Consider the following 24,307-nt stretch of genomic DNA (forward strand, 5'->3'; position numbering starts at 1 on the left):
TCACTTCGGCTGCATTCGGATCGCCCCATCGAGGCGAATGACTTCGGCGTTGAGATACTGGTTCTCGATGCAGAAGCGGACCGCGTCGGCATATTCCGCCGGATCGCCGAGGCGCGAGGGATAGGGAATGGAGGCTGCCAGGCTCTGTTGCACCTCGGCCGGCAAGGATTTGAGCAGCGGCGTGGCGAAGATGCCGGGCGCGATGGTGTTGACCCTGATGCCGAAGCGGGCCAGTTCGCGGGCCGCCGGCAGGGCCATGGAGACGATCGCGCCCTTGGAGGCCGAATAGGCTACCTGACCGATCTGTCCGTCGGTCGCGGCGACGGAGGCGGTATTGACGATCACGCCGCGCGCCTTGTCGTCGTGCTCCGGCAGGTCGGCCATATGCGCCGCTGCGAGCCGCATCATGTTGAAGGTGCCGATCAGGTTGATGCGGATGACCCGTTCGAAATCGGCAAGCGGCATGGGGCCCTCGCGACCGATCACCCGGGCGGCCGGACCGATGCCGGCACAATTGACGAGGATTCGCAAACCATCGCCGGCTTGTCCGGCGCGGGCTATCGCCCGTTCGGCATCCGCTTCGCTCGCGACATCGCCGGCAATCGCGATCCCGCCGATGTCCGCCGCAACGCGGGCGGCGGCAGCCTCGTTGAGATCCATTACATGAACGATGGCGCCGCGGGCCGCGAGCATGCGCGCCGTCGCCTCGCCAAGACCCGATCCACCGCCGGTCACCAATGCGCTGCTGCCTTCGATCCTCATCGTACCCTCTCCTCTTCGAAACGAATGACATCCTCGGCGCCGTCATAGAGGGCGGCCACGAGGTCGGCCCGATGCGATAGCATGGCGCGCTGGTTGATCGATCCCTTGTCGGTCACCTCGCCGCGCTCGAAGCGGGGCGCTTCCTTGAGCGGCAGGATGCGCATGACGCGGGTGGCCGAGCCGGATGCCGAACGCGCGTGCGCGCCAAGCTTTTCGGCGAGGGCCGCCCGGACTTCTGGACGCTGCAGGATCTCGGCATCGCTCATGTCCTCGCTGTCCGCAACCAGCTTTCGCAAGGCGGGAAAGAATGGCACGACCAGCGCGCCGAGCTCCTCGCGGTCGGCACCGGTGATGACGGCGTCGCGGATCAGTCCACCGAACTGGTCGACCAGTTGGGCCCGCAGTTTGCCGACGGCGACCCAGGTGCCGGTCTGCAGCTTGAAGTTTTCCGCCGTGCGTCCGTCGAAGAAGAAGCCGTGCCTGGGATCGCGGTCGACGGCGAACTTCACCGCGTCGCCGATCATATAGAAGCCCTCGTCGTCAAAGGCGGCGGCGGTGAGTTTGGGACTGCGCCAATAGCCCGGGGTTACATTGGGGCCCTTCAACCGCAGTTCAAACTTGTCCTCGAGCGGAACCAGCTTGAGGGTGATCCCTTGCGCCGGGATGCCGATATTGCCGGGCTTGTCCTGCGGTTCGGTACAATAGAGCGAAAAAGGAGCCGTTTCGGTCGAACCGAGACCGGTACCGATGTGCACCGGTTCGCCGCCCGCGTGTTTGGAGAGTTCCATGAGGCTATCCCAGGTGTGCTGCGCCATGCCGGCCCCGGCATACATCAGCATCTTCAGGTCGCGGAAAAAGGTATCCCTGAGCACTGCGTCGTCGCGCATGGCATGAACCAGCATCTCGTAGCCGGCCGGCACGTTGAAGTACCAGGTGGGAGAAACCTCGCGCAGATTGGCGATCGTCTCGCTGATCCCGGCGGGCGTCGGCCGCCCCTTGTCGATATAGAAGGTGCCGCCATGGTAGATGACCATGTTGAAGACCTTGTTGCCGCTGGCGGTGTGATTCCATGGTGCCCAATCGACGACGATCGGTGGGTCCTCCCGCAGGAAGGCGTAGCAATCGGCAATCATCTCCTGGTTGGAGCACAGCATGCGCTGGGTCTGGATCACGGCCTTCGGCGATCCGGTGGTGCCGGAGGTAAACAGGAACTTCGCTACGGTGTGGGGACCGACGGCGGCATGGGCTGCATCGACCGCCGGGCCAGGCTCGATGCGATAGAGATCGGACAGCAGGTGAACCGGCCGGTCGGACGGCGGGTTGCGCAGGCAGATCACCGGCACATCTGGCGGAAAGGTTGCGGCTATGGCGGCATGGAAGGGCGCCGCATCCTCGGCGAAGACAAGGCCTGGGGTGATCTGGCCGGCAATGTCCTTCAGCTTGTCGAAGTCGTTCGATGCGGTCGCATAGGCCGGCGAGATCGCCGCCGACGGGATGCCGACATGTTGCGCGGCGAGCGCCACCAGCGCATGTCCGATGGAATTGTCGGACAGGATGATCAGCGGGCGCTCGGCCGAAAGACCGAAATCGAGAAAGGCCTGGGCGATTGCAAGGATACGGGCCATGGCCTCCCCATAGGAAAGCTTGCGCCAGCCGCCGTGCTCGTCGCGCTCGGCCATCCATGTCCGCTCGGGTGCGGTCTCGGCCCAATGGACGAAACGCTCCGTGATCTTGTCGGGATAGGGCCCGAGCGCATCGCTGCGCCAGATCAGGATGGAGCCATCGGGTCGCTCCTGCCATTCGAGCCTGGGTGACCATAGCTTGATGGCGCGCATGTGCCTTGTCGTCATGACTCTCCTCCCAGAATGCCAGTAACGAAATTGATCGCCCCTCCCGGGTGCTGGAATTTTGTTTACAAAGAAACAATCACCTTGTAAACAATCCACGAGAAAACAAAAATCAAAACACGTATGATCCAAGGAGCTGCCGACGATGGGCGTGGATGTTGCATCGCATTTCGTAACCTATGAAGCCGTGGGCGAGATCGCGCATATCGGTCTGAACCGGCCGGAAAAGCGCAATGCGATCAGTGACCGCTTCGTCGAGGCGATCGCCGAAGCCGTCGTCAGGGCCGAGCGTGAGGCGAAGGCCGTCGTGCTCTTTGGGCATGGCGACCATTTTTGTGCCGGCCTCGATCTGGCCGAACATGTGAAGAAGTCGGCGATCGAGGGTGTGCGGGGCTCCCGCCGCTGGCATGCCGTCTTTGCAGGGATCGAGCACGGCACCATCCCGTGGTTCTCGGCCTTGCATGGCGCGGTCGTCGGCGGCGGCCTGGAACTGGCCGCCTCCACCCATATTCGTGTGGCCGACGAGACCGCCTTCTTCGCCCTTCCGGAAGGGCAGCGCGGCATCTTCGTCGGCGGCGGTGGGTCGGTGCGAGTGGCGCGGCTGTCGGGGGTCGCGCGCATGACCGACATGATGCTGACCGGGCGCGTGGCATCGGCTGCCGAGGCGGAGCGCTGGAACCTCGTGCAATATGTCGTTCCCGCCGGCGAGGCGCGCAAGAAGGCGCACGACCTGGCGGTGATCGCGGCGTCCAACGCATCGTTGTCGAACTATGCCATCATCAATGCTCTGCCGCGCATCCAGGACATGGCGAAGGAGGACGGCCTCTTCGTCGAATCCTTCATTTCCTCGTTCACGGCCACCAGCCCGGAGGCGGAAGAACGGCTGCAGGCCTTCCTCGACAAACGTGCGGCGCGCCTCAAGGCGCCCGGTGCGAACTGAGGAGAGCATCGTGGATCTGTCTCTCCGCAGCGTCGATCAGGTCAAGGTGGGAGCGCTTTCCGGTTCGCTCGGCTTCCTCTTGCGGCTGGCGCAGTTGCGCGCCTTCGAGGATTTTTTCTCCGACCGGGGTCCGCGCGGTCTGAAACCCGGCGAATTCTCCGTGCTTTGGGTCATCTCATGCAATCCCGGCATCCGCCAGAGCGCGCTCGGCCATCGGCTGATGATCAAGCGGGCCCACATGACGAAGTTGATCCGCGCGCTGGAAGAGCAGGGTTTCGTGTCCCGCGAAGTCCCCGATGCCGATCGGCGCGCGGTCGAGCTGACATTGACGCCCACCGGCGAGGAAGCCGTCGAGACGGCCGCTGCCGCCTTCTTCAGCTACGAGGAGACGACCGGCGCGCCGCTCAGCAAGCCCGAACAGGGGCAACTGATCGCACTTCTGCAGAAATATGTCGGCTTGGAGGAGGAGCAGACATGCCGTTGAACATCGACGATCTGGTCGCGATCGACTTCCACACCCATGCGGAGGAGCCGTGCTGCGGCCCGCGCGACGACGGATATGACGAGTTCCAGGCCGGTATGGCCAGCTACTTCAAGAATCCGGCCGGAGCCCAAGGCATGCTGCCGACGGTTCAGGAGACGGCAGCCTACTATCGCGAACGCAAGATCGCCTGCGTGATCTTCCCGGTCGATGCCGAACGGGAGACGGGTTTTCGCCGCTACGAGAACGAGGAAGTGGCGCGGATCGCCGCGGAAAATACCGACATCATGATCCCCTTTGCCTCGATCGATCCGGCCAAGGGCAGGCTCGGCGCCCGCGAGGCCCGCCGCCTGGTGCGCGAATTCGGCGTGAAGGGCTTCAAGTTCCATCCGACCATGCAGGGCTTCTACCCCTATGACCGCAGCGCCTATCCGCTCTACGAGGCCATCGCCGAGGAAGGCGCGATCACGCTCTTCCATACCGGTCAGACCGGCGTAGGCGCCGGCATGCGCGGCGGCATGGGCATGCGGCTGAAATATTCCAATCCGATCCACCTGGACGATGTGGCGGCCGATTTCCCCGACATGCCGATCATTCTCGCCCATCCCTCCTTCCCCTGGCAGGAGGAGGCGCTGTCCGTCGCGACCCACAAGCCCAACGTCTACATCGACATGTCGGGCTGGTCGCCGAAGTACTTTCCGCCAATCCTGATCCGCTACGCCAACACCATGCTGAAGCACAAGATGCTGTTCGGCTCCGACTGGCCGGCGATCACTCCGGACCGGTGGCTCAAGGATTTCGAGACGATCGATATCCGCGACGAAGTCCGTCCGCTGATCCTCAAGGAAAACGCCCGGAGACTGCTGAAGCTTTAGATCTATCGACCCGTAACGTGTTCTGAACTGGGAGGAAATGAACATGAAGCGCATGCTGTATATGATTGCGGGGCTCGCTGCCCTGGCTGCCACGACCGCCGATGCCCGCGAACTGCGTGTCGCACCCGGCGCACCGCCTGCCCATCCGTCCAACAGCCACCTCTATCTAAAGCTCGTCGAATATCTGCCGGAGGTCTCCGGTGGAAACCTCACCGCGCAGATGCTCGGTCCCGAAGTGGTCGGCCTCGGCCAGATGAAGGACGCCCTGCAGAGCCAACTCGTCGAGGTCGGCAACCTGCTGCCGCTCTATTTCCCGGCCGACCTGCCGAACATGTCGTTGGCCGGGGAACTGGCACTGTCCGGTCGCGAGCCGCACGCAATGGCGGCGGCGATGACGGAATACATGGTGACCTGCGACACCTGCCAGGCGGAGCTGAAGAAGTTCGGCGTCGTCTACCTGGGGTCCGGCTCCTCGGACGTCTATGCGCTGCTGACCACCAAGCCGGTCAAGACCGCAGCCGACATCAAGGGGCTCAGGCTGCGCAGCGGCGGTGCGCCTTTCTCGCGCTGGGCCGAGAATTTCGGCGCCGTGCCCGCCAATATCGGCGTCGGCGACACCTTCGAATCCATGTCGCAGGGCGTGATCGACGGCTCGATGGCGTCGATCGGCGATCTCCTGTCGTTCCGGCTGGTGGAACTGGTGAAGAACATCACCTTCATTCCGCTCGGTACCTATCACGCGACCTCGGATTTCACGGTCGCCAACTCCGCCTGGGAGGGCCTCTCTCCCGAGGAGCGCAAGCAACTGGCAACGGCCGCCAACAAGGCGAATGTCGTCTTCACCCAACGTTGGGGTTACGAGATGGCGTCGATCGCCAAGGAGGCCGCGCAAAAGGCCGGTATCCAGTTCCTCGAGCCGGATGCCGAATTCCTGAAGGCGTCGGAAGCCTTCGCCGAGGCGGACAAGGCGACGGCGGCCAAGGTATCGCAGGAGCGTTTCGGATTTGACGATGCCCAGGCGCGCGTCGACCGTTTCGTCGCGCTGGTCGAGAAGTGGAACGGCATCGTCAAGGAGGCGAAGGGCGACACGGACGCCATTGCCAAGCGTCTCGACGACGAAGTCTGGAGCAAGATCGACTTCGCCACCTACGGACTTTGAGGTGGGGGCCGGCGGGCCAGATACCCGCCGGCCGGTCCTCTTTCGCCAATGTTTTTTCAAAGGGTCTTCCATGCCCCAGCTCTTTTCCCTTGCCGACAGACTGTCGCGCATACTGGCCTTCGTCGGTGCCGTGGGCGTCATCCTGATGATGGTCCATGTCTGCGCCGACATCATCGCACGCACGATCACTGGGGCCTCGCTGCCGGCCACGGTCGAAATCGTCTCCTATTACTACATGGTGCTCGTTGCCTTCCTGCCGCTGGCCTGGGTCGAGCGTCGGGGCGGCATGATCTCCGTCGAACTGATCGAGTTCATGATGTCGCCGCGCATGATGAAGGTGTCCGACGGCATGATCGCCGCGCTCGGCACGGTGATCTATGCGGTGATGGCCTATGCGACCTGGATCACGGCGGTGAAGAACTACGTGACCGGCACCTTCGTCGTCGCGCTGCAGGTCAAGATCATCACCTGGCCCGGCTATTTTCTGCCGTCTATCGGCTTTGCGCTCGCTGCTGCCATCCTGGCGGTGCGCTTCCTCCAGATCACCACAGGCAGCGTCGACACGGCGCGGGAGAGTGAAGCATGAGCGTCGAAACCGGTCTCTACGGCATCGGCATACTGGCCCTGCTGCTGCTCCTGCGCATTCCCGTGGCGCTGGCGATGATTTCCGTCTCCTTCGGCGGCATCGCGTTTCTGCTCGGCTTCAAGCCGGCCCTCGGCATGATCACCTCGACGCCCTACAGCTTCGTGGCGAGCTGGACCATGAGCGCCGTGCCGATGTTCCTGCTGATGGGGTTCATCTCCTTCCATGCAGGACTGACCACCAACCTGTTCGATGCGGCGAAGGCGATCCTCGGGCGGGTTCCCGGAGGGCTGGCGATCTCCTCGATCTTCGCCTGCACCGGCTTTGCCGCCGTCAGCGGTTCCTCGATCGCCTGCGCCGCCGCCATGGGCCGGATCGCCATTCCGGAAATGGTCAATGCCGGCTATCGGCCGAGCTTTGCCGCCGGGGCGCTGGCCGCAGGCGGCACGATCGGCGCCCTGATCCCGCCCTCGATCCTGATGATCGTCTACGGCGTCTTCGCCGAGACGTCGATCACGCAGATCTTCGTCGGCGGCATCGGCGTCGGGTTGTTGACCGCACTCTCCTATTGCCTCGTCGTGCTGACGGTCTGCTGGCTGAGGCCGGACATCGTGCCGCGCACCCTGACGGCCGTATCCGGGGAGGGCGGCAACCGGGCGGCGATCCTGCGCATATGGCCGCTGCTCATCCTCGTGCTGCTGGTGTTCGGCGGGTTGTTCTCCGGCTATTTCACCGCGACGGAGGCGGGTGCTGTGGGTGCCGGAGGTGCGTTCCTGCTGTCGGCGATCACCGGCAAGCTCAGCATGCAGGTCGTGCGCGTCTCGCTTTTGGAAACGCTGACCACCTGCGCATCGCTGTTCATCATCGGCATCGGCGCCTCGATGTTCACCCGGTTCCTCGGCGTCACCGGGCTATCTTCCTTCATCGGCTCCTTCGTCGCCGGTGCGGATCTCGGCTATGTCGAACTGATGACCATCATCGTGGTGATCTATCTCATCCTCGGCATGTTCATGGAGCCCTTCGGCGCCCTGCTGGTGACGCTGCCGGTGCTGCTGCCCGTGCTGAAGGCCGAGGGTATCAGCCTCGTCTGGTTCGGCGTTTTGGTGGTCAAGCTGCTGGAGATCGGCATGATCACGCCGCCGGTGGGGCTGAACGTCTTCGTCATCAAGAACGTGGCGTCCCGCTATGTCACGGTGGTGCAGGTGTTCAAGGGTGTTACGCCCTTCATGCTGGCCGATCTGCTGGTGGTGATCCTGACGATCGCGTTCCCGGCAATCGTGCTCAGCCTGCCGCAACTGGTCTTCTGACAGGATCGTTAGCCGGCTTATGTCCGAAGTGAAGAAGGGCGGGAACAGTTCCCGCCTTTTTTCATTGTCGGACTCTCGTCGCGCGCCGAACGGCGCGGCGGCCTTGCCGTCAGCGGTTCATGCGTTCGAGTTCGGCCGGCGCCTGGTTCTCCTGGCGCCGCGCCCATTCACCGGCCGCCTTGATGCCGCCCAGCGGGAAGAGGTGCAATTGCTCGATCAGGCTGTTGGGATTGCGGGCCTTGTAGTCGGCAAGCCCCGCCACGAATTCGGTCGGCTCGTAGGGAACGAGGAGGCGGGTGACGTCCAGGGCGCGCTTCTGCAGCACCTTCAGGGACGGGCCGACGCCGCATGACAGCGCATATTGCACGAGCGTCTGCAGCTTGGCCGGCCCGGCGACGCCCACATGGATCGGCAGAGTGATGCCGGCCTGCTGGATGCGCTCGGCCCAGTCCGTGACGGCGCCGGCGTCGAAGGCGAACTGGGTGACGATCGCCATGTCGGCATCGGTTCGCGCGGCAAAATCCTGCTTCCAGGCGAGCGCCTGGTCGACCTTGTGCGTCGAGCCGTCCCTGTCTATGTCGCGGTTTCCCTCCGGATGGCCCGCGACATGGAGGCGGGTAAATCCGTATCGATCGAAGAGGCCGGTCTCCATCATCTGGATCGAGCTGTCGAGGCTGCCCGCCGGCTCCTGTTGCCCGCCGCCCAGAAGCAGGGCCTCCTGAACGTCCGCCTCGTGGCGATAGCGCTTGATCCAGTCCTCCAGCGTTGCCGCATCCGGAATGCTGCGGGCGGGGAAGTGCGGCATGACCGGGAAGCCCTCGGAACGCAGACGGCGCGCGGTCGCGACCATGTCCTCGATGGGGGTGCCGGCAATGTGGGCGATATAGACGCGCGTTCCGGCCGGCAGGAGCGCCCTGAAGTCGTCGATCTTGGCTGCGGTGCGCGGCATGACCTCGATCGACCAGCCGTCGAGGATGTCCCCCAGACCCGGCGATGACACTTGCCGATTGGCGCGACCCTTGAAATTCAACAATGCCATTCTTTCCTCCTGAAACATAATTAAGTGTCGGAGCGGTGGCCCGGCGCCCGTCCGGCGGGAAGGAGGGACCGGGGGGACGGGGGGCTAGGTTCGCGGCGTCATGGGTTCGCTGATGCGGTGTGACTGGAAGGAATCCGGCAGCGGCGTCAGTTCGATCGAGGCGACGATGCCGGCCCTGTTGAACGGGTCGCCTTCGGCGAAGGCGCGGGCATGGGCGAGGTCCGCAGCCTCCAGAATTCCGAAATTGCCGATGGCCGCGCCGTTCTCATCGAGCAGCGCCGAGCCGATGAGCACGATCGCGGTCCCGTCCCCGCCGGACTGGACCCAGGCGCGATGCGCCGGCCGATGGGCGTCGCGGGGTTCGTCTTGTCCGGGATGATGCAGGCAGCGCATGAGGACGAACATCGGCTCAGCCTGCGTTTTCGAGCACGACCATGCCGGCGCCGGTCATCGAGGCCGGGGCGTGATAGTGCTTGTGGAGCAGGTTCACCTGCGGGTTCATCGCCGCGCGCATGACCAGCCACATGATCAGCTCCGCCCCTTCCGAGCCGAATTGTTCGACATAGTCCTCGCGGCTCATCGACCGATAGGGTTCCGGATTGGCGGCGATGCCGTCGAGCCAGGCGCGGTCCGCCGGCTGGTTGATGAAGCCGGCGCGGGCGCCCTGCAGCTGGTGGGAGAGGCCGCCCGTCCCCAGGATGACGACCCGTTCGTCGCTGGGCCAGCTCTCGATCGCCTCCCGCAGGACCAGTCCCATGTCCCAGCAGCGTTGCGGCGTGGGGATCGGATACTGGATCGTGTTGACCCAGATCGGCAGGATCTTGACCGGCCAGCGTTCCGGTCGGCCGAAGAACAGTTCCATCGGGACCTGCAGGCCGTGGTCGACCTCGATTTCGCGGCAGACCAGCGGATCAAAATGCCGCTCGACGAGCTTGTCGACGAAATGCCAGGAGAAGTCGACCGCTCCCTCGAAGAGTGGAACGGCGCGCGGACCCCAGCCCTCGTCCACCGGCTCATAGGTCTCGGCGACACCCACGGCGAAGGTCGGCACCTTGTCTAGGAAGAAGGTGTTGCCGTGGTCGTTGAAGACGACGACGGCGATGTCGGGTCTCGCGTCCCGCATCCAATCCTTGCCGGCTTCGTAGCCGTCGAAGAAGGACTTCCAGTCGGCGCTGTCGCGCAGGCCCTTGTCGAGCGCCGCGCCGATCGATGGGACGTGGCTCGTCCCGATGCCGCCGATAATCCTAGCCATCGCGTTTCTTTCCCAGCCGTTCGTAGAGAAAATCGTCATGCGACATGCCGGCCTGCGCCGCGCCGATCGCAGTGATCGGGGTCGGGTCCACCGCCGCGATCTTCAGGATGAAGAACAGGTTGCCGCCGAGCCGTACCATCTCGTGCCAGTCGCGCCGCATCACGGCGTCCTTCTCCTCGGCTGTGAGGCCGAAGCTGTCGAGATAGGCTTCCTCGTTCCCCTTGAAGGCCTCCCGGTTGGCCGGCTTGCCGAGGGCCATGGCCATCTTATTGAGCCTGTATCCGCGGATCGATCCGGCGCGATCGAAGAGCGGCGTGTCGGGTATGGGCGGCTGTTCGAGCATCGGTCCTCCAAATCTGCGGTCGATCCAGTCGCAGATCGCGGCGACGACGTCGTCGGGGCGCTCGACCGGGGCGAAATGTCCGGCGTTCTCGACGACGACCAGTTCACTGTCAGGAGTCGCCTCGGCGATCTCGCTGTGCTGGGCAATGGGGCTCCAGCCATCCTGACGGGCCGCCACCAGCAAGATCGGGCAATGCAGGTTCGCCATGTAGGTGCCGGCGTCGGGGCGGTCGAGCAGGGCGCGGATCTGGCGCGCGTGCACGGCCGGACGGGCGCGCAGGACCATGGCTTTCAGGCGGCCGAGCAGTTCGGTGTCTTCCTTGCGGGCCGGGTCGAGCATCGGCGGCAGCCATTGGTCGGCCAGGGCTTCCATGTCGCGATTGCCGAGATCGATCATCTGCTGACGCCTGGCTTCCTCTCCGTCGCGCCGCGGCTGATACCCGGTATTGGCGAGAACCAGGCCGCGAACGCGTTGCGGTGCCTGCCGTGCCATCTCCATCGCAACGCGCCCGCCCATGGAATGGCCGATGGCGATGAGGTCGCCTTCGACTTCGGCCAGAATGCGCGTTGCCATGGCGGGGATGGAGGCGTCGAGGGTGACGTCGGCGTGATGGGCCCGCATGCGCGCCTTTGCTGCGTCGGCGAGGGGTTGCCATACAGACGAATCGGACAGCAGTCCGGGAATGAGCACCAATGTCGCCAAAAACCGTCTCCTCCCGGTCCAGAACTGCGCGATGTATACAGCGAAATTTCTCTCATGTATACATTTTGGTCACGGTTGCCCGCATTTTTCCAGCGGTGGGCGCGTTTTGTGCCGGTTCACTTGTCTCTTGTGGATACATGAGGTGGCGTGTGTGGGATTTGGGTGGCGCCCGCCTTTCGTGGACTGCGCACGCAGTGCTATAGAGTGACAGGGAAAATCGGGGTGTATTCATGAAGGGTTCCGAAGTCGCGACGCATGGCCGCCGGGCGGTGATCGAGTTGCGCGAGAAGATCATCAGCGGCGAGCTGCCGGGTGGCACGCGCCTGTTCGAGGTGTCGCTGGCCGAGGTGCTGGACATTTCGCGCACGCCGGTGCGCGAGGCCCTGTCACGCCTTGCCGAGGAAGGGCTCCTGGACCGGCTGCCCAATGGCGGCTTCGTCGTGCGGCGGTTCGGTTATGCTGACGTGATCGATTCCATCGAGCTGCGCGGCGTCATGGAGGGAACGGCGGCGCGGCTTGCGGCCGAGCGCGGCGTGGCGCCGGAGGCGTTGGCGCGCATCAGCGACGTGGTCCGGAAGCTCGATACCTGTTTCGGGCCGGGGGCGGACGAAGTCGATTTCGACGCCTATGCGGACCTCAATGAGGAATTTCATCATCAGCTCGCGGGGCTGGCCGGCAGCGATATCGTCCGGCGCGAGGTCGAGCGCGCAAGTTCATTGCCTTTCGCCTCGCCGTCGGCCTTCCTGCCCAACAAGACCGAGATCGAAGCCTTCCGGCGCTCCCTGCGCTCGGCGCAGGAGCAGCACCATGCCCTGGTCGAGGCAATCGCCGCGCGCGAGGGGTCCCGGGCAGAATGGATCGCGCGAGAGCATGCGCGCACCGCCCGGCACAATCTCGAATACATTTTCAGTCAGGACCCCGAGCTGCTGCAGCGAATCCCGGGCCTCGCGCTGATTCACCGCTAAGCACCCAATCTCTCCAGCGACGAACGGGCGGCCATCGGCCGCCCTTGTCGTTTGTCGGGCGCAGTGCGGCTCAAGAAAGGGGCTTGCAATCTCTCCCGTGATCGGCATGAATGTATACATCGATGGCGAATACTCAGGGAGGAGTACCATGGCCAATTCCAGTCTTAGCGAGATTCTGGGCGAAAACCCCGATCCTGTCGGTTTGCTGCGCAATTCCCGCGTCGGCGTCTATGTATACCCCGTGGTGGCGGCCGAGTTTGCCAACTGGCGTTCGGAGCAGGCGGCCTGGCGCAATTCGGCCGTTCTCTTCGACCAGTCGCACCATATGGACGAACTGATCGTCGAAGGGCCGGATGCGGAGAAGTTCCTCGCCCATCACGGCATCAATTCCTTCGCCAATTTTGGGCTCAATCGCGCCAAGCATTTCGTGCCGGTCACGCCGAACGGCCACGTCATCGGCGACCACATCATCTTCCGCGAACGCGACGACAAGTTCATCCTGGTCGGCCGGGCGCCGACGTCGAACTGGCTGATGTTCTGCGCGGCCTACGGGAAGTGGAACGTGCGGCTCAAGCACGATCCGCGCTCGCCGTCGCGGCCGGAAGGCGAACGCGTGCTGCGCACCCATTACCGCTACCAGATCCAGGGTCCGGACGCGCCGAAGATCTTCGAGAAAATGAACGGCGGCCCCATTCCGGAGATCAAGTTCTTCCATGTCGACTGGATCAAGGTCGGCTCGAAGAAGGTGCAGGCGCTGCGCCACGGCATGTCGGGCGCTCCCGGTCTGGAGATCTGGGGTCCGTACGAGGACAAGGCCTATATTCTCTCGGTCATCCTCGAATCCGCCAAGGAAGCCGGCGTCGACCTCGTGCGCTGCGGCAGCCGGGCCTATTCGACCAATACGCTGGAGTCCGGCTGGATCCCCTCGCCGCTGCCGGGCATCTATACCGGTGACGGCATGCTCGCCGAATACCGCAAATGGCTCGGCGCCGACTCCTACGAGGCGACCGGCGCGATCGGCGGCTCCTTCGTGTCGAACAATATCGAGGATTATTACGTCAATCCGTTCGAGCTCGGCTACGACTTCTATATCGGCTGGAAGAAGGACGACTTCGTCGGCAAGGCGGCGCTCGAGCAGATGAAGGGCCGCAAGAACCGCAAGAAGGTCACCTTCGAGTGGAACCGCGAGGACGTGCTGAAGGTCATCGCTTCCGGCTTCGAGGACGGCCTGCCCTACAAATGGATCGACTTCCCGCAGCCGAACTATGCCTCGACCAGCGCCGACATGGTGATGAAGGGCGATAAGATGGTCGGCATGTCGATGTTCAACGGCTACAGCTTCAACGAGCGCTGCATGCTGTCGCTCGGCGTCGTCGATCAGGATGTCGAAGAAGGCGACGTGCTGACGCTGATCTGGGGCGAACCGGACGGCGGCTCGCGCAAGACCTCGATCGAGCCGCACCGGCAGGCCGAGATCCGCGTGCGCGTGGCACCGACGCCGTATGCGCGCGAGGCCCGCGAGAACTATGCCGACAGCTGGCGCAAGCGCAAGGACTGACGGGCGGTCCACCCGCAAGACAGGCGGCTCCTTCGGGGGCCGCTTTTTTTGGCCTGCCTGAAGGTTCGCCGCCCCCCCCGTTCGTCACACGCTCAAATGCTTCTCCAGCATTTCCGGCGAGGCCAGCAGCGCGGCGGAGGTGTCGTGGTAGACGATCGCGCCCCGTTCGAGGAAGACGACCTCGTCGGTGAGCGGTAGAATCTTGCGCGCCTTCTGCTCGACGATAATGGCTGAGATGCCTTCGTCGGTCACGATGCGGCGCATGGCGGCCAGAAGTTCGTCGACGATGATCGGCGCCAGACCCTCCAGGGGTTCGTCCAGCAGCAGCAGTTTCGGATTGAGCATGAGCGCGCGGGCGACCGCCAGCATCTGCTGCTCGCCGCCGGAGAGCTGATTGCCGAGATTGCGCCGGCGCTCCTGCAGGCGCGGGAACATGCCGAAGGCGCGCGCGAGCGTGAAGGGTCCGGGCCGGGCCGTGGCGGTCAGGTTTTCCTCCACCGTCAGCGAGCGGAAGATGTTGCGTTCCTGCGGCACCCAGCCAATGCCGAGCGCCGCCCGCTGTTCGGGACGAAGCCGGGAAATGTCCCGGCCGGCCAGGAAGATCGCCCCGGAATGATAGGTCGTGGTGCCGACGATAGTGTCGAGCAGCGTCGTCTTGCCGGCACCGTTGCGGCCGAGCAGCGCCAGCGACTTGCCCTCCTCGAGCGCGAGCTCGACGTTGAACAGGACGCGCGCCTCGCGATAGCCGGCCGACAGGCCTTCGATGCGCAGCAGTTCCGGCATCAGGCGTCCTCCCCGAGATAGATCGCCTTGACCTGGCGGTCCTTCGATATTTCCTCGACCGTGCCTTCGGCGAAGAGGCTGCCGGCAGCCAGAACCGAAATGCGGTCGGCAAAGGAAAAGACGAGGTCCATGTCGTGCTCGATCAAAACCACGGTGACGTCGGGGGGGAGGTCGCGCACGATCGACAGAACCTCATGGCGTTCCTCCTCCGGAACGCCCGCCGCCGGCTCGTCCAGCAGCAGCACCCTGGGGCGGGTGGCGATGGCGAGCGCGATCTCCAGCAGCCGCTGCTTTCCATAGGGAAGGAGGTTCGTTGGGACGCCCATCGTGTCGACCAGGCGGAACCGTTCCAGCAGCTGTGCCGCCTCGTCCGCCACTTCGCGGTCGCGCGACAGCGGCTTCCAGGCGCGCCAGCCGTGTCCTTCCCGTTCGCCGATCGCCAGCATCACCGATTCCAGCGGGGTGAAATCGCCAAAAAGCTGATTGATCTGGAAGGTGCGCGACAGGCCGCGGCCGACGCGGGCATGGGCCGGCAGATAGGTGATATCCTCGCCGCCGAGCAGGACCTGGCCGCTGCTCGGGGTGAGGGCCCCGGTGAGCAGATTGATCAGCGTGGTCTTGCCGGCACCATTGGGGCCGATCAGGGCATGGCGCGCGCCCTGCCGGATGCTGAGCGAGACGTCATTGGTGGCCATGAAGGCGCCGAAGCGCTTGACCAGGTTGCGGGTCTCGAGGGCGGCCGTCATGGCGCGTCCTCCGCTGCCTGCGCTTTCGCCTTCAGCCGGCCGGCCGCGCCGGGTAGGTAGGTCCGCCAGCGTCCGAGCCGCTCGCGCCCGACCAGGACAATGATGATCAGGATCAGACCGATCCAGAACATCCAGTATTGCGGGGTGATGACGGAGAGCCAGTCACGCAGCACGGAGAAGATCGCCGCGCCGAAGATGCCGCCGTAGAGATAGCCGACGCCGCCGATCACCAGCACCAGAAGCACGTCGGCGGAGCGGTGGAAGGCGAGCACGTCGGGCGAGACGAAGCTGGTCGTCTGGGTCAGGAGCGCGCCGGCGATACCGGCATAGGCGGCAGAAAGGGTGTAGATGGCGACGATCCGCCGCGTGGGCGAGATGCCGAGCATGGAGGCGCGCCGCTGGTTGCGCTTGATCGCCTTCAGCGACAGGCCGAAGGGCGAATTCACGATGCGGCGCGCGACATAGGTCAGCGCCATCAGCACCACGAGCGCATAGATGTAGCCGTTGCGGCCCCAGAGATCGAACTCGAAGAGGCCGAGAATGGGGGTGACCATGATGCCGCTCAGGCCGTCGGCACCGCCGGTCAGCCAGGCGGCCTGGTTGGCGATTTCGGCCAGCAGCATGGCGACGCCGAAGGTCGTCATCAGCCGGGTGAGGTCGGAGCCGCGCAGCACCAGGAAGCTGGTGACGAAACCGAACGCCCCGCTGACCAGGCCCGCGACCAGAAGGCCGCTGACGGGCTCGGAGAGATAGTCGCGGGCGAACAGCCCCGCGGCATAGGCGCCCAGTCCGAAGAAGGCGGTATGGCCGAGCGAGACAATGCCGGCATAGCCGAGGATCAGGTCGAGCGAGACGGCGAACAGCGCCAGGATGGCGATCTCGGTCAGGATCAGCATCTTGGAGGGCAGGATGAAGATCAGAGCCACCGCGAGCAGCCACAGGCCGATCTCCCAGAGGCGCCAGCGGCCCGCCTGCCTGAGCAGAGCCTGGGCGGTGTCGGCGGCGGAACTGTCGGGTCGCCTGTTCATCGGCCGCCCTCCCGCGCGAACAGGCCGTAGGGCCTCAGGATCAGCATGACGATCATGACGGCATAGATGATGAAGGAGCCGAGCTGAGGCACATAATATTTGCCGGCCACATCGGCGATGCCGAGCAGGAGCGCGGCGATGAAGGGACCGGTGATCGAGGAGGTGCCGCCGACAGTGACGACGATCATGAAATAGATGAGGAATTTTAGCGGGAAATTCGGATCGAGGCCGAGCAGATCGACCCCGAGGGCGCCGCCGAGACCGGCAAGGCCAGAGCCGAGCGCGAAAGTCAGCGCGAAGATCACCGAGACATTGATCCCTAAGCCGCGCGCCACCCGCCCGTCGTCGACGGCGGCGCGGAGCTGGCTGCCGAACCGCGTGCGGGTAAGGGCCAGCTGCAGGGCGACGGTCAGCACGGCGCAAAGCACGATGATGAAGAGCCGGTAGCGGCCGATCCCGATGCCGAGGAACTCGAAGCGTCCGCCCAGGAGCGGCGGCAGGTCGATCATCTGCTGCTGGCCGCCCATGGAATAGTCGACTGCCGCGATGGACATGAAGACCAGGCCGATCGAGAACAGCACCTGGTCGAGATGCGAAACACCGTAGAGATGCCGGTAAAGCGTACGCTCCAGGACGGCGCCGGCGAGCGCGGAGACGAGGAAGGCGGCGGGCAGGCACCAGTAGAAGGAAATCCCGTAGCGGTTCATCAGGATCACGGTGACGTAGCCGCCCGCCATGGCGAAGGCGCCATGGGCCAGGTTGACGAAATTCATCAGGCCGAGCGTCAGCGAAAGCCCGCAGGCAAGGACGAAAAGAAGCATGCCATAGGCAATGCCGTCGAACAGGATTGTCAGCATGGTCACTCGCTATGGCGTGGAGGGCCTGGTCTTGAGGCCCTCCACGCGGCTGTGGCGCTCAGTTGGCGTTCGGGTCGCGGATCTTCTCGTAGGTCTTGAGCTCGACATTGTAGAGCTCGCCGTCCACTTGCTTGACCTCGCGGATATAAATGTCCTGGACGATGTCGCGGGTGGCCGGATCGATGGTGATCGGACCGCGCGGGCTCATCCATTCCATGCCCTTCATGGCCTCGATCAGCTTCGTCCCGTCGGTGTCTCCACCGGTCTTCTCGATCGCCGCGTAGGCGAGATGCATGGCATCATAGCCGCCGACCGACATGAAGTTGGGGCGCATGTTGTCGTTGGCCTTGCGCACCTCACCGACGAAGGCCTTGTTTTCCGGGCTGTCATGGTTGGCCGAGTAGAAATGGCCGGTGACGATGCCCACGGCCGGTTCGCCGATGGCGTTGAGCAGGTCGTCGTCCGTGACGTCGCCGGTGGCGATCAGCTTGATGCCCGCTTCCTTCAGGCCGCGATCGGCGAACTGCTTCATGAACAGCGAGCCGACGCCCGAGGGTACGAAGACGAAGACGGCATCGGGCTTGGCGTCGCGGACGCGCTGCAGGAAGGGGGCGAAGTCGGGGTTCTGCAGCGGCACACGGACCGCTTCGACGATCTCGCCGCCTTCCTTCTTGAACTGGTCGGTGAAGCCCTTCTCGATGTCGTGGCCGGGGCCGTAGTCGGTGACCAGAGTGACGACGCGCTTCAGGCCGTTTTCCACGGCCCAGGTTGCGACTGGCACGGCCGACTGGGGGCCTCCCATGCTGGTGCGAACGAAATAGTCCGACTGCTTCATGATCGCCGAGGTCGTTGCCGAGGTGATGATGGCCGGCACCTTGGCCTGGTTGAGGACCGGCGCCACCGACATGGCAAGCGGGGTGAGCCCGAAGCCGGCGAGCATGGAAACGCCCTCATTGACGACGAGTTCCTGGGCGATGCGGCGTGTCTGGTCGGCGGTGCCGGCATCGTCACGCAGCACAAGCTCGATCTTCTTGCCGGCGACGGTGTCGCCATGCAGGGCCATATAGGCGCGGACGCCGGCCTCGACCTGTCTGCCGGTCGAGGCGAAGGGGCCGGTCATCGGCAGGATCAGTCCAATCTTGACGGCGTCCTGCGCCCAGGCGGAGCCGGCCGTCAGCATCGACAGCAGAGTGCTGGCAATGAAAATTCTTCTCGTAATCATGTATACTCCTCCCTTTTGTCCGATCCGGCTTCCCGATGCCGGATCCGCTGCAGCGTAGCGGTTTGTCGTTACTCCCACGACGAAATGCCGCTGCGCAAAAATCGCGTACCGTTATCCATGTATACATAGATCGAAGGCACTCACAAGGAGACGAAGCTGACGGATGGCAAATTTGCCGAGCTGGCGGTTTTCCCTCCGCCTTGGTCTGCTCGCCGCCGAACAGTACGGGTGGCCCGGCCTGCGGTCAGGGCGAGGGAATCGGCAAACGCAAACAGCCCGGCGGGGCCATGCCGCGCCGGGCTGTTCGTCTCATCGTTTATGTCCGGGCTCGCCGCCGTCCGGATCAGGCAAGCCGGGCGCAGGCGTCCGCGATGCGGGCCAGCGCTTCCTTGAGTTCGGACTCGGCGCTGGCATAGGAGATGCGGAAGAAGGGCGAGAGACCGAAGGCCGAACCCGGGACGACCGCGACATTGGCGTCTTCCAGCAGGTAGGCGCAGAAGTCCGTGTCGGTTTCGAGGCGCTTGCCGGAGGGCGTGGTCTTGCCGAGCACGCCGGCGCAGCCGGAGAAGGTGTAGAAGGCGCCTTCCGGCACGCGGCAATCGAGGCCGTCAATGGCGTTGAGCCCGGCGACCACCAGATCGCGGCGGCGCTGGAAGCTCGCCTTGCGTTCGACGAGGAAATCCTGCGGGCCGTTCAGCGCGGCGACCGAGGCGGCCTGGCTGATCGAGGAGGGGCAGGAGGTCGCCTGGCTCTGCACCACGGCCATGGCCTTGATCAGGTCGCGCGGGCCGCCGGCATAGCCGATGCGCCAGCCGGTCATGGCATAGGCCTTGGAGACGCCGTTGACGGTGAGGATGCGGTTCTTCAGGCGCGGCTCAAGGGCAGCCGGCGTGACGAATTCGAAGCCGTCATAGACGATGTGCTCGTACATGTCGTCGACCAGCAGCCAGACCTGCGGGTGCTTCATGAGCACGTCGAGCAGCGGGCGGTAGTCCTCGGCACGGTAGCCGGCGCCCGACGGGTTGGACGGCGAATTGAGGATGACCCAGCGCGTCTTTGGCGTGATCGCCGCCTCGAGCTGGGCGGCCTGCAGGCGGAAGCCCGCCTCGGCGTTGCAGGCGATGAGAACCGGCGTCGCCTCGGCGATCTGGACGATGTCGGAATAGGAGGTCCAGTAGGGCGTCGGGATGATCACTTCGTCGCCCGGATCAAGCGTCGCCATCATCGCATTGAACAGGATCTGCTTGGCGCCGGTCGCGACCGTGATCTCGTCGAGCGCGTAGTCGACGGCATTTTCGCGGCTGAACTTGTCGCGGATCGCGGCCTTGAGCTCGGGCGTGCCGTCGAGAGCCGTGTATTTGGTCTGGCCTGCCTGCATGGCCTTCCACGCGGCTTCCTTGATGTGGTCCGGCGTGTCGAAATCCGGTTCGCCGGCGCCGAGGATGATGACCGGGCGACCTTCGCGCTTCAGCGCTTGTGCCTTGGCTCCGATCTTCAGGATTTCAGAGACGCCGATCGACGAGATGCGCTTCGCCGGCCGGAAAACCGTCTCTTCGGGCTTGCTGTTGATGTTCATGACCATCCTCTCTCTTCCCTGTTGCTCCCGGTTGCGGGAGCGGTGCTCGTCGTCTGCCTGCTTATCCGAACCGGACCGTACCGAGCCGTCCCGGCGAGGTGATCGCCTTCAGGCCGGCCGCCAGGTCCTTGATCTTCTCGTCGGTGTAGAGGTCGTAATAGATCTGGTTCTTGCGGCCGATCGCGTGTTCGGCGCTGAAGCTGCCGTCAAAATCGTGTACGGCGATGTCGAACACCCAGTCGCGCAGGCGCTGTTCGAAGGCCTTGTCGCTGGCCGCCGGGCTGTCCTTCGGGACCACCAGGTTGAAATGCACGCCGCCGTCGCCGATATGGCCGAAATCGCAGATCGTCACCTCGGGGAAGGCCGTCGGCATGTCGCGCTTCATGCGGTCGCAAAAGGCCATGATGTCGCCGCGGCGGAAGGACAGGTCGAAGGCGATCAACTTTCCGGCGTGCTTGACGCCTTCGGACAGTGCGTGGCGCAGCGCCCACATTTCGTGGGCCGGGCCGACGAAGGCGTCGCCAAGGGGCGCCGCCTCGCTTTCCCAGATCTCGGAAAGCACGGTCTCCAGCACGGCGTCGAGCCCCTGTTCGCCCTCGCGCGGCTCCCAGGTGCGTGAGATCTCGCAGAGGATCACATAGTCTGGGATCACGCCGCCCTGGAAGGGATTGCGCAGCGACGGCACATGGTCGAGGGCGGCTTTGACTGCGTTCTTCGACATGCCCTCGAAGGCCGAGAGATAGGCGCCGAGCTTCTGCTCCATGGCACGCAGCAGGGGCATGACATGCGCGCCGCCGGCCGGCACCAGATAGGCGGTGGCCACCTGCTTCGGCAGGGCTTCGAGGTTCAGAACGCATTCGGTGATGATGCCGAACGCGCCCGAGGTGCCGATGAAGACCTGCTTCCAGTCGACACCGGTATTGTTCTTGCGCAGGTCCGAGGCGAGGTCGAGGATCGTGCCCTGTTCATCGGCCAGCACCACCTTGATGCCGAGCGTGTTGCGGCGCACGTCGCCGTATTTGAGGAAGCGCGAGCCGCCGGTATTGGTCGACAGCATGCCGCCGAGGCGCGGGTCGGCGCCAAGATCGATCGGGAAGAACAGGTCGTGGGCCTCAAGCCGCTGGTTGACCTCGGAGAGCCGGAATCCGGCGTCGACATGCAGCGAGCGGTTGTCGAGATCGAGATCGAACCGGCGCGTCATGCGGTCGAGGCTGAGAACCACCTGAGCGCCCGAGGCGTCCGGCGTCGAGCCGGAGACCAGACCGGTATTGCCCGATTGCGGCACGAGCGACAGGCCGTGCCGCACGCAATAGGCGACGGCGGCCGAGGCTTCCTCCGTCGTTGCCGGCCGCAGCACGAGACCCGCCAGACCTTCGTCATAGCGGGCGCCCGTCTGATAGGCGATCATGGCGCCGGGCTCCTGCACGATGCCCTTGTCGCCGAGGATATCCGTCAGTGCCCGAATGTGCGCCTGGTCGATCATCGTCGTTTCTTACTCTGCTGCCTGAACGGCGGTCAGCATCTGACGGCAGTCAGCGATCGATGCCTGCTCGATGCCGGCATAGTGATCGAATTCGTTCAGCACCTTGGCGCCGAGGTCAAGTTCGAAACGCTGCTGGTTGGGGCTGGCGACGAAATCCTGGGTCGCGTCGTCGCCGAGGTTGGACTGGAAGATGCCGGCGGCGCTGACCGGCAGGAAGTCCTCGTAGACGATCGGGTCGAACTGCACGAGGCCTTCGGCGATCAGGGTGTCGAGGCCGGTCTCCGGATCGGCCTTCGCCTTGCGGCCCTTTTCCGTCAGCGAATAGGCGAAGTAGCCGAGGCCATCGGCACGGATCGCCTCCCAGCTGTCGGGGAAGGGGGCGAAGGCGTCTGCCAGCGCCTTGTCGTATTCGGCGGCGTTCGAGCCGTCGGCGGCCGGACGCACGACCTGGCGCGAGGCGGTGAGCAGTCCGTCGTAGAGCGCCCGGCCTTTGGGGGTGAGGGCAATGCCACGCTGTTCGATCTCGCCGAAGCGGGCGGTGTGCGAGCCTTCCTTCCAGCTGCCGTCCTTGTCCTCGAACAGGACGGGTTCGTTAAGCGCCTTGAACGAGGTCTGGCGCAGCAGGATCGGGCACTTGCGGGTCGGCGGACCTTCGACGACGGCCTTCGGCGCGATGCCGTAGTTAGGCATGCGGGCCTGGACGAGATCGATGTCGAGCGTGCGCGGCGTCAGGTGGTTGATGTGCGGTCCCTTGAAGGAGACCACGTCGGCGATCAGGCGGTGGGCGGCATGCAGGCGCGCGTACATGTCGGGGCTGACCAGCGCCTTGTCGTGCCAGCGGAAGGTTTCGAGCGCTTCGGTGACGAAGCGCGAAGCGTCGGCGCGGTCGAGGCCGCCGTCGCGTTCGGCCTTTTCGGTCAGCGCGATCGCGGCGGGGGTGAAGATCTGCCGCCTGGCGAGCGTCGCTTCGGCTTCGGCACGCAGGGTCTCGTCGGCGATCAGGTCGAGGCGCAGCAGCGAGGTGAAGATGCGGAACGGGTTCTTCTTCAGGCTGGCATCGCCGACCGGACGAAAGGCGGTCGAATGAACCGGAACGCCGGCGGTCGACAGGTCGTAGTAACCCACCGGATACATGCCCATCACGGCGAAGAGGCGTCGCATCATGGCAAGCTCGGCAGGCGTGCCGAGACGGATCGCGCCATGACGCTCTTCCGTGATGCGGTCGAGCGAATCGGTATCTTCCAGGCGCTCGCGGAGCCTGGGATCGGCGTCCAGCGTCTCCTGGTTCACCTTCGCCACCAGCTCCATCAGCGTGCCATAGGCCGGAACCTCGGTGCGATACATCGCGGACATGGCGGCGGAAAACATCGAGCGGATCTCGTCGCTCGGGACAAAACGGGTCTTGGTCATCGGAGGCATCCCAGAAAGCTGCAGGAGGATCATTCTGGGAGGCAGCTTATAATATGCTGCGGCGCCGAAGGATGCTGACGTTTGTCAATGAGTTCATGCGCCGGGCGAATGACCTCAAGGGTGCAAGACCCGTTTTTCGCAAGTATCCACCCCGGGCATGCTGTCTGGGCTGCTCGCGCAGTTTTTCATTTTAAAAGATGATCTATTTGCTCATCTTTCTGGACGCGGTTCGCCGCTCATGGCATGGAATTTCCTTGGAACCGCCGTGGAGGGCGGTCTGCGCAAGGAGCGACCATGGGCAATGCGATGGCGTTGAGTTCCGAGACCTATCTCGATCATGATCAGGCGGCATTCATGCTGGACCGGATGCGGGACGATCACAGCGAGCTGGTCAGCGTCGCACCGCAATCCGACGGTTGGGCGTTTCCGCTGCATTACGGCATGGTCTCGGCCGTGCGCGAGAACCGGCGCATCCGCCTGCAGGTGCTGGCCGACGACGAGACGCGGCTTGCCTATGTGAAGATGGAAGTGGCAAGCCACGCGGCGGAGATCCTCGGCTCGACCAGCGGTATCCGCTGGAGCGGCCAGGATGATGATGGGACCGTGCCGGCCTTCTTCCGCGAGATCACGGTCCTGTCGACAGAGCGGATCACACCGCATCTGCAGCGCATCCGGTTTGCGGCACGCGATCTTGGCCGCTATGCGAGCGGCGGGCTGCATGTTCGCCTGCTGCTGCCGCCGGCGGGACGCGAGCCCGTCTGGCCGACCATCGGCGCGGACGGACTGCTGGTCTGGCCTGGCGGCGCGGACTCGCTGACCGTGAGGGTCTATACGATCCGGGCGATCGACGTGGAGGCGGGCGTCATCGACGTCGACTTCGTTCTGCATCCGGGCGTGGTGACGCCAGCCGCCCGCTTTGCCGAGACGGCCAGACCCGGCCAGGTGATCGGCATGATCGGTCCGGGCGGCGGGGATGTTCCCGAGGCACCCAACCTGCTGATGCTGGCCGACGATACGGGGCTTCCGGCGCTGTCGCGCATTCTTGAGAGCCTGCCGCAGACGTCCAGGGCGACCGTCTTCCTCGAGGTCGACGGCGAAACCGACCGGTTGCCGCTCGAGCGGCCGAACGTCACGATCACCTGGCTCTACCGTGCCGGCTGCCCCGCAGGAACGGCCGGCCTGCTGTCGGCGGCACTGCGCGGGCTGGATCCTCAGACGCTGCCCGAGGACCTGTACGTCTGGGCGGGCTGCGAATTCGCCGATTTCCGCGAGATCCGGCGTATCGTGCGCAAGGACTGGGGACTCGGCAAGGATCGCCAGCTGATCGTTTCCTACTGGCGTCGCGGAGTCGGCGGCGACGACCGGCCGGCGGCCGAAGACTGAACCGTC

General features: G+C 64.6%; 23 protein-coding genes. 9 read left to right on the forward strand and 14 right to left on the reverse strand.

Annotated elements, in window-relative coordinates:
- Together AC07Y0_RS21375 and AC07Y0_RS21380 are read right to left on the reverse strand one after the other, a co-directional pair.
- Entirely contained in the window at nt 1–762 is a 762-nt protein-coding gene (locus tag AC07Y0_RS21375) for an SDR family NAD(P)-dependent oxidoreductase (protein WP_498679652.1), read from the reverse strand.
- Entirely contained in the window at nt 759–2,612 is a 1,854-nt protein-coding gene (locus tag AC07Y0_RS21380; RefSeq protein WP_498679653.1) for a feruloyl-CoA synthase, read from the reverse strand. The genes AC07Y0_RS21375 and AC07Y0_RS21380 overlap by 4 nt, the downstream gene beginning before the upstream one ends.
- Nucleotides 2,613–2,754: 142 nt before the next feature.
- On the opposite strand from AC07Y0_RS21380, the gene AC07Y0_RS21385 reads away from it, so the two are divergent.
- From AC07Y0_RS21385 to AC07Y0_RS21410, 6 genes are all read left to right on the forward strand, one after another.
- Nucleotides 2,755–3,549, forward strand: coding sequence for a crotonase/enoyl-CoA hydratase family protein (locus AC07Y0_RS21385; RefSeq protein ID WP_498679654.1), 795 nt, complete (start codon nt 2,755–2,757; stop codon nt 3,547–3,549).
- Nucleotides 3,550–3,559: 10 nt separating this feature from the next.
- Nucleotides 3,560–4,033, forward strand: coding sequence for a MarR family winged helix-turn-helix transcriptional regulator (locus AC07Y0_RS21390; RefSeq protein ID WP_498679655.1), 474 nt, complete (start codon nt 3,560–3,562; stop codon nt 4,031–4,033).
- Complete coding sequence (locus AC07Y0_RS21395) at nt 4,024–4,905, forward strand: amidohydrolase family protein (protein WP_454748020.1); 882 nt, start codon at nt 4,024–4,026, stop codon at nt 4,903–4,905. The genes AC07Y0_RS21390 and AC07Y0_RS21395 overlap by 10 nt, the downstream gene beginning before the upstream one ends.
- A gap of 43 nt (nt 4,906–4,948) precedes the next feature.
- Nucleotides 4,949–6,064, forward strand: coding sequence for a C4-dicarboxylate TRAP transporter substrate-binding protein (locus tag AC07Y0_RS21400; protein ID WP_498679656.1), 1,116 nt, complete (start codon nt 4,949–4,951; stop codon nt 6,062–6,064).
- A gap of 70 nt (nt 6,065–6,134) precedes the next feature.
- Complete coding sequence (locus AC07Y0_RS21405) at nt 6,135–6,650, forward strand: TRAP transporter small permease (protein WP_498679657.1); 516 nt, start codon at nt 6,135–6,137, stop codon at nt 6,648–6,650.
- The gene (locus tag AC07Y0_RS21410; RefSeq protein ID WP_498679658.1) at nt 6,647–7,954 is read left to right on the forward strand and encodes a TRAP transporter large permease; all 1,308 of its coding nucleotides are present in this window, start codon (nt 6,647–6,649) and stop codon (nt 7,952–7,954) included. The genes AC07Y0_RS21405 and AC07Y0_RS21410 overlap by 4 nt, the downstream gene beginning before the upstream one ends.
- A 109-nt stretch (nt 7,955–8,063) precedes the next feature.
- Here AC07Y0_RS21410 and AC07Y0_RS21415 read toward each other — a convergent pair whose 3' ends face one another.
- The 4 genes from AC07Y0_RS21415 to AC07Y0_RS21430 all read right to left on the reverse strand — a co-directional run bounded on the left by AC07Y0_RS21415 (nt 8,064) and on the right by AC07Y0_RS21430 (nt 11,290).
- Complete coding sequence (locus tag AC07Y0_RS21415) at nt 8,064–8,993, reverse strand: methylenetetrahydrofolate reductase (protein WP_498679659.1); 930 nt, start codon at nt 8,991–8,993, stop codon at nt 8,064–8,066.
- Nucleotides 8,994–9,077: 84 nt separating this feature from the next.
- Complete coding sequence (locus AC07Y0_RS21420; RefSeq protein WP_498679660.1) at nt 9,078–9,398, reverse strand: YciI family protein; 321 nt, start codon at nt 9,396–9,398, stop codon at nt 9,078–9,080.
- Nucleotides 9,399–9,402: 4 nt separating this feature from the next.
- Entirely contained in the window at nt 9,403–10,245 is an 843-nt protein-coding gene (locus tag AC07Y0_RS21425; RefSeq protein WP_498679661.1) for a class III extradiol dioxygenase family protein, read from the reverse strand.
- The gene (locus AC07Y0_RS21430) at nt 10,238–11,290 is read right to left on the reverse strand and encodes an alpha/beta fold hydrolase (RefSeq protein ID WP_498679662.1); all 1,053 of its coding nucleotides are present in this window, start codon (nt 11,288–11,290) and stop codon (nt 10,238–10,240) included. The genes AC07Y0_RS21425 and AC07Y0_RS21430 overlap by 8 nt, the downstream gene beginning before the upstream one ends.
- Before the next feature lie 230 nt (nt 11,291–11,520).
- On the opposite strand from AC07Y0_RS21430, the gene AC07Y0_RS21435 reads away from it, so the two are divergent.
- A complete protein-coding gene (locus AC07Y0_RS21435; RefSeq protein ID WP_498679663.1) occupies nt 11,521–12,255 on the forward strand; it encodes a GntR family transcriptional regulator in 735 nt (244 codons plus the stop codon).
- 148 nt (nt 12,256–12,403) lie between these two features.
- Nucleotides 12,404–13,813, forward strand: a complete 1,410-nt coding sequence (gene ligM, locus AC07Y0_RS21440) for a vanillate/3-O-methylgallate O-demethylase (protein WP_498679664.1) — start codon at nt 12,404–12,406, stop codon at nt 13,811–13,813.
- A gap of 84 nt (nt 13,814–13,897) precedes the next feature.
- Here ligM and AC07Y0_RS21445 read toward each other — a convergent pair whose 3' ends face one another.
- From AC07Y0_RS21445 to hglS, 8 genes are all read right to left on the reverse strand, one after another.
- The gene (locus tag AC07Y0_RS21445; RefSeq protein WP_498679665.1) at nt 13,898–14,596 is read right to left on the reverse strand and encodes an ABC transporter ATP-binding protein; all 699 of its coding nucleotides are present in this window, start codon (nt 14,594–14,596) and stop codon (nt 13,898–13,900) included.
- A complete protein-coding gene (locus tag AC07Y0_RS21450; protein ID WP_498679666.1) occupies nt 14,596–15,342 on the reverse strand; it encodes an ABC transporter ATP-binding protein in 747 nt (248 codons plus the stop codon). Before AC07Y0_RS21450 ends, AC07Y0_RS21445 begins: the two co-directional genes overlap by 1 nt.
- Entirely contained in the window at nt 15,339–16,370 is a 1,032-nt protein-coding gene (locus AC07Y0_RS21455) for a branched-chain amino acid ABC transporter permease (protein ID WP_498679667.1), read from the reverse strand. The genes AC07Y0_RS21450 and AC07Y0_RS21455 overlap by 4 nt, the downstream gene beginning before the upstream one ends.
- Nucleotides 16,367–17,227: a branched-chain amino acid ABC transporter permease gene (locus AC07Y0_RS21460; protein WP_498679668.1), complete on the reverse strand. Its 861-nt coding sequence runs from the start codon at nt 17,225–17,227 to the stop codon at nt 16,367–16,369. The genes AC07Y0_RS21455 and AC07Y0_RS21460 overlap by 4 nt, the downstream gene beginning before the upstream one ends.
- Nucleotides 17,228–17,285: 58 nt before the next feature.
- Nucleotides 17,286–18,449 carry an ABC transporter substrate-binding protein gene (locus AC07Y0_RS21465; RefSeq protein WP_498679669.1) on the reverse strand — a complete coding sequence of 388 codons (1,164 nt, stop codon included), beginning with the start codon at nt 18,447–18,449 and terminating at the stop codon, nt 17,286–17,288.
- Between the two features lie 343 nt (nt 18,450–18,792).
- Nucleotides 18,793–20,025 (reverse strand): pyridoxal phosphate-dependent aminotransferase, encoded by a 1,233-nt coding sequence (locus AC07Y0_RS21470; RefSeq protein WP_498679670.1) that lies wholly within the window; start codon nt 20,023–20,025, stop codon nt 18,793–18,795.
- A gap of 61 nt (nt 20,026–20,086) precedes the next feature.
- Nucleotides 20,087–21,508, reverse strand: a complete 1,422-nt coding sequence (locus AC07Y0_RS21475) for an FAD-binding oxidoreductase (RefSeq protein WP_498679671.1) — start codon at nt 21,506–21,508, stop codon at nt 20,087–20,089.
- A 9-nt stretch (nt 21,509–21,517) separates the two neighbouring features.
- Nucleotides 21,518–22,918 carry a 2-oxoadipate dioxygenase/decarboxylase HglS gene (gene hglS, locus AC07Y0_RS21480; protein ID WP_498679672.1) on the reverse strand — a complete coding sequence of 467 codons (1,401 nt, stop codon included), beginning with the start codon at nt 22,916–22,918 and terminating at the stop codon, nt 21,518–21,520.
- Between the two features lie 294 nt (nt 22,919–23,212).
- Here hglS and AC07Y0_RS21485 point away from each other — a divergent pair, with 294 nt between their 5' ends.
- Entirely contained in the window at nt 23,213–24,301 is a 1,089-nt protein-coding gene (locus AC07Y0_RS21485) for a siderophore-interacting protein (protein ID WP_498679673.1), read from the forward strand.
- Nucleotides 24,302–24,307 lie beyond the last annotated feature (6 nt).

It is taken from the genome of Allorhizobium sp. GW101-3B10 (genome assembly GCF_059424725.1).

Excerpts from the sequence above, each read along its gene's own strand:
- AC07Y0_RS21435 (WP_498679663.1), top strand. The coding sequence starts at position 11,521 with ATGAAGGGTTCCGAAGTCGCGACGCATGGCCGCCGGGCGGTGATCGAG.
- hglS (WP_498679672.1), bottom strand. The coding sequence starts at position 22,918 with ATGACCAAGACCCGTTTTGTCCCGAGCGACGAGATCCGCTCGATGTTT.
- AC07Y0_RS21400 (WP_498679656.1), top strand. The coding sequence starts at position 4,949 with ATGAAGCGCATGCTGTATATGATTGCGGGGCTCGCTGCCCTGGCTGCC.
- AC07Y0_RS21460 (WP_498679668.1), bottom strand. The coding sequence starts at position 17,227 with ATGCTGACAATCCTGTTCGACGGCATTGCCTATGGCATGCTTCTTTTC.
- AC07Y0_RS21410 (WP_498679658.1), top strand. The coding sequence starts at position 6,647 with ATGAGCGTCGAAACCGGTCTCTACGGCATCGGCATACTGGCCCTGCTG.
- AC07Y0_RS21450 (WP_498679666.1), bottom strand. The coding sequence starts at position 15,342 with ATGACGGCCGCCCTCGAGACCCGCAACCTGGTCAAGCGCTTCGGCGCC.
- AC07Y0_RS21455 (WP_498679667.1), bottom strand. The coding sequence starts at position 16,370 with ATGAACAGGCGACCCGACAGTTCCGCCGCCGACACCGCCCAGGCTCTG.
- AC07Y0_RS21380 (WP_498679653.1), bottom strand. The coding sequence starts at position 2,612 with ATGACGACAAGGCACATGCGCGCCATCAAGCTATGGTCACCCAGGCTC.
- AC07Y0_RS21385 (WP_498679654.1), top strand. The coding sequence starts at position 2,755 with ATGGGCGTGGATGTTGCATCGCATTTCGTAACCTATGAAGCCGTGGGC.
- AC07Y0_RS21425 (WP_498679661.1), bottom strand. The coding sequence starts at position 10,245 with ATGGCTAGGATTATCGGCGGCATCGGGACGAGCCACGTCCCATCGATC.
- AC07Y0_RS21465 (WP_498679669.1), bottom strand. The coding sequence starts at position 18,449 with ATGATTACGAGAAGAATTTTCATTGCCAGCACTCTGCTGTCGATGCTG.
- AC07Y0_RS21415 (WP_498679659.1), bottom strand. The coding sequence starts at position 8,993 with ATGGCATTGTTGAATTTCAAGGGTCGCGCCAATCGGCAAGTGTCATCG.
- AC07Y0_RS21470 (WP_498679670.1), bottom strand. The coding sequence starts at position 20,025 with ATGAACATCAACAGCAAGCCCGAAGAGACGGTTTTCCGGCCGGCGAAG.
- AC07Y0_RS21475 (WP_498679671.1), bottom strand. The coding sequence starts at position 21,508 with ATGATCGACCAGGCGCACATTCGGGCACTGACGGATATCCTCGGCGAC.
- AC07Y0_RS21485 (WP_498679673.1), top strand. The coding sequence starts at position 23,213 with ATGGGCAATGCGATGGCGTTGAGTTCCGAGACCTATCTCGATCATGAT.
- AC07Y0_RS21395 (WP_454748020.1), top strand. The coding sequence starts at position 4,024 with ATGCCGTTGAACATCGACGATCTGGTCGCGATCGACTTCCACACCCAT.
- AC07Y0_RS21375 (WP_498679652.1), bottom strand. The coding sequence starts at position 762 with ATGAGGATCGAAGGCAGCAGCGCATTGGTGACCGGCGGTGGATCGGGT.
- ligM (WP_498679664.1), top strand. The coding sequence starts at position 12,404 with ATGGCCAATTCCAGTCTTAGCGAGATTCTGGGCGAAAACCCCGATCCT.
- AC07Y0_RS21405 (WP_498679657.1), top strand. The coding sequence starts at position 6,135 with ATGCCCCAGCTCTTTTCCCTTGCCGACAGACTGTCGCGCATACTGGCC.
- AC07Y0_RS21445 (WP_498679665.1), bottom strand. The coding sequence starts at position 14,596 with ATGCCGGAACTGCTGCGCATCGAAGGCCTGTCGGCCGGCTATCGCGAG.
- AC07Y0_RS21420 (WP_498679660.1), bottom strand. The coding sequence starts at position 9,398 with ATGTTCGTCCTCATGCGCTGCCTGCATCATCCCGGACAAGACGAACCC.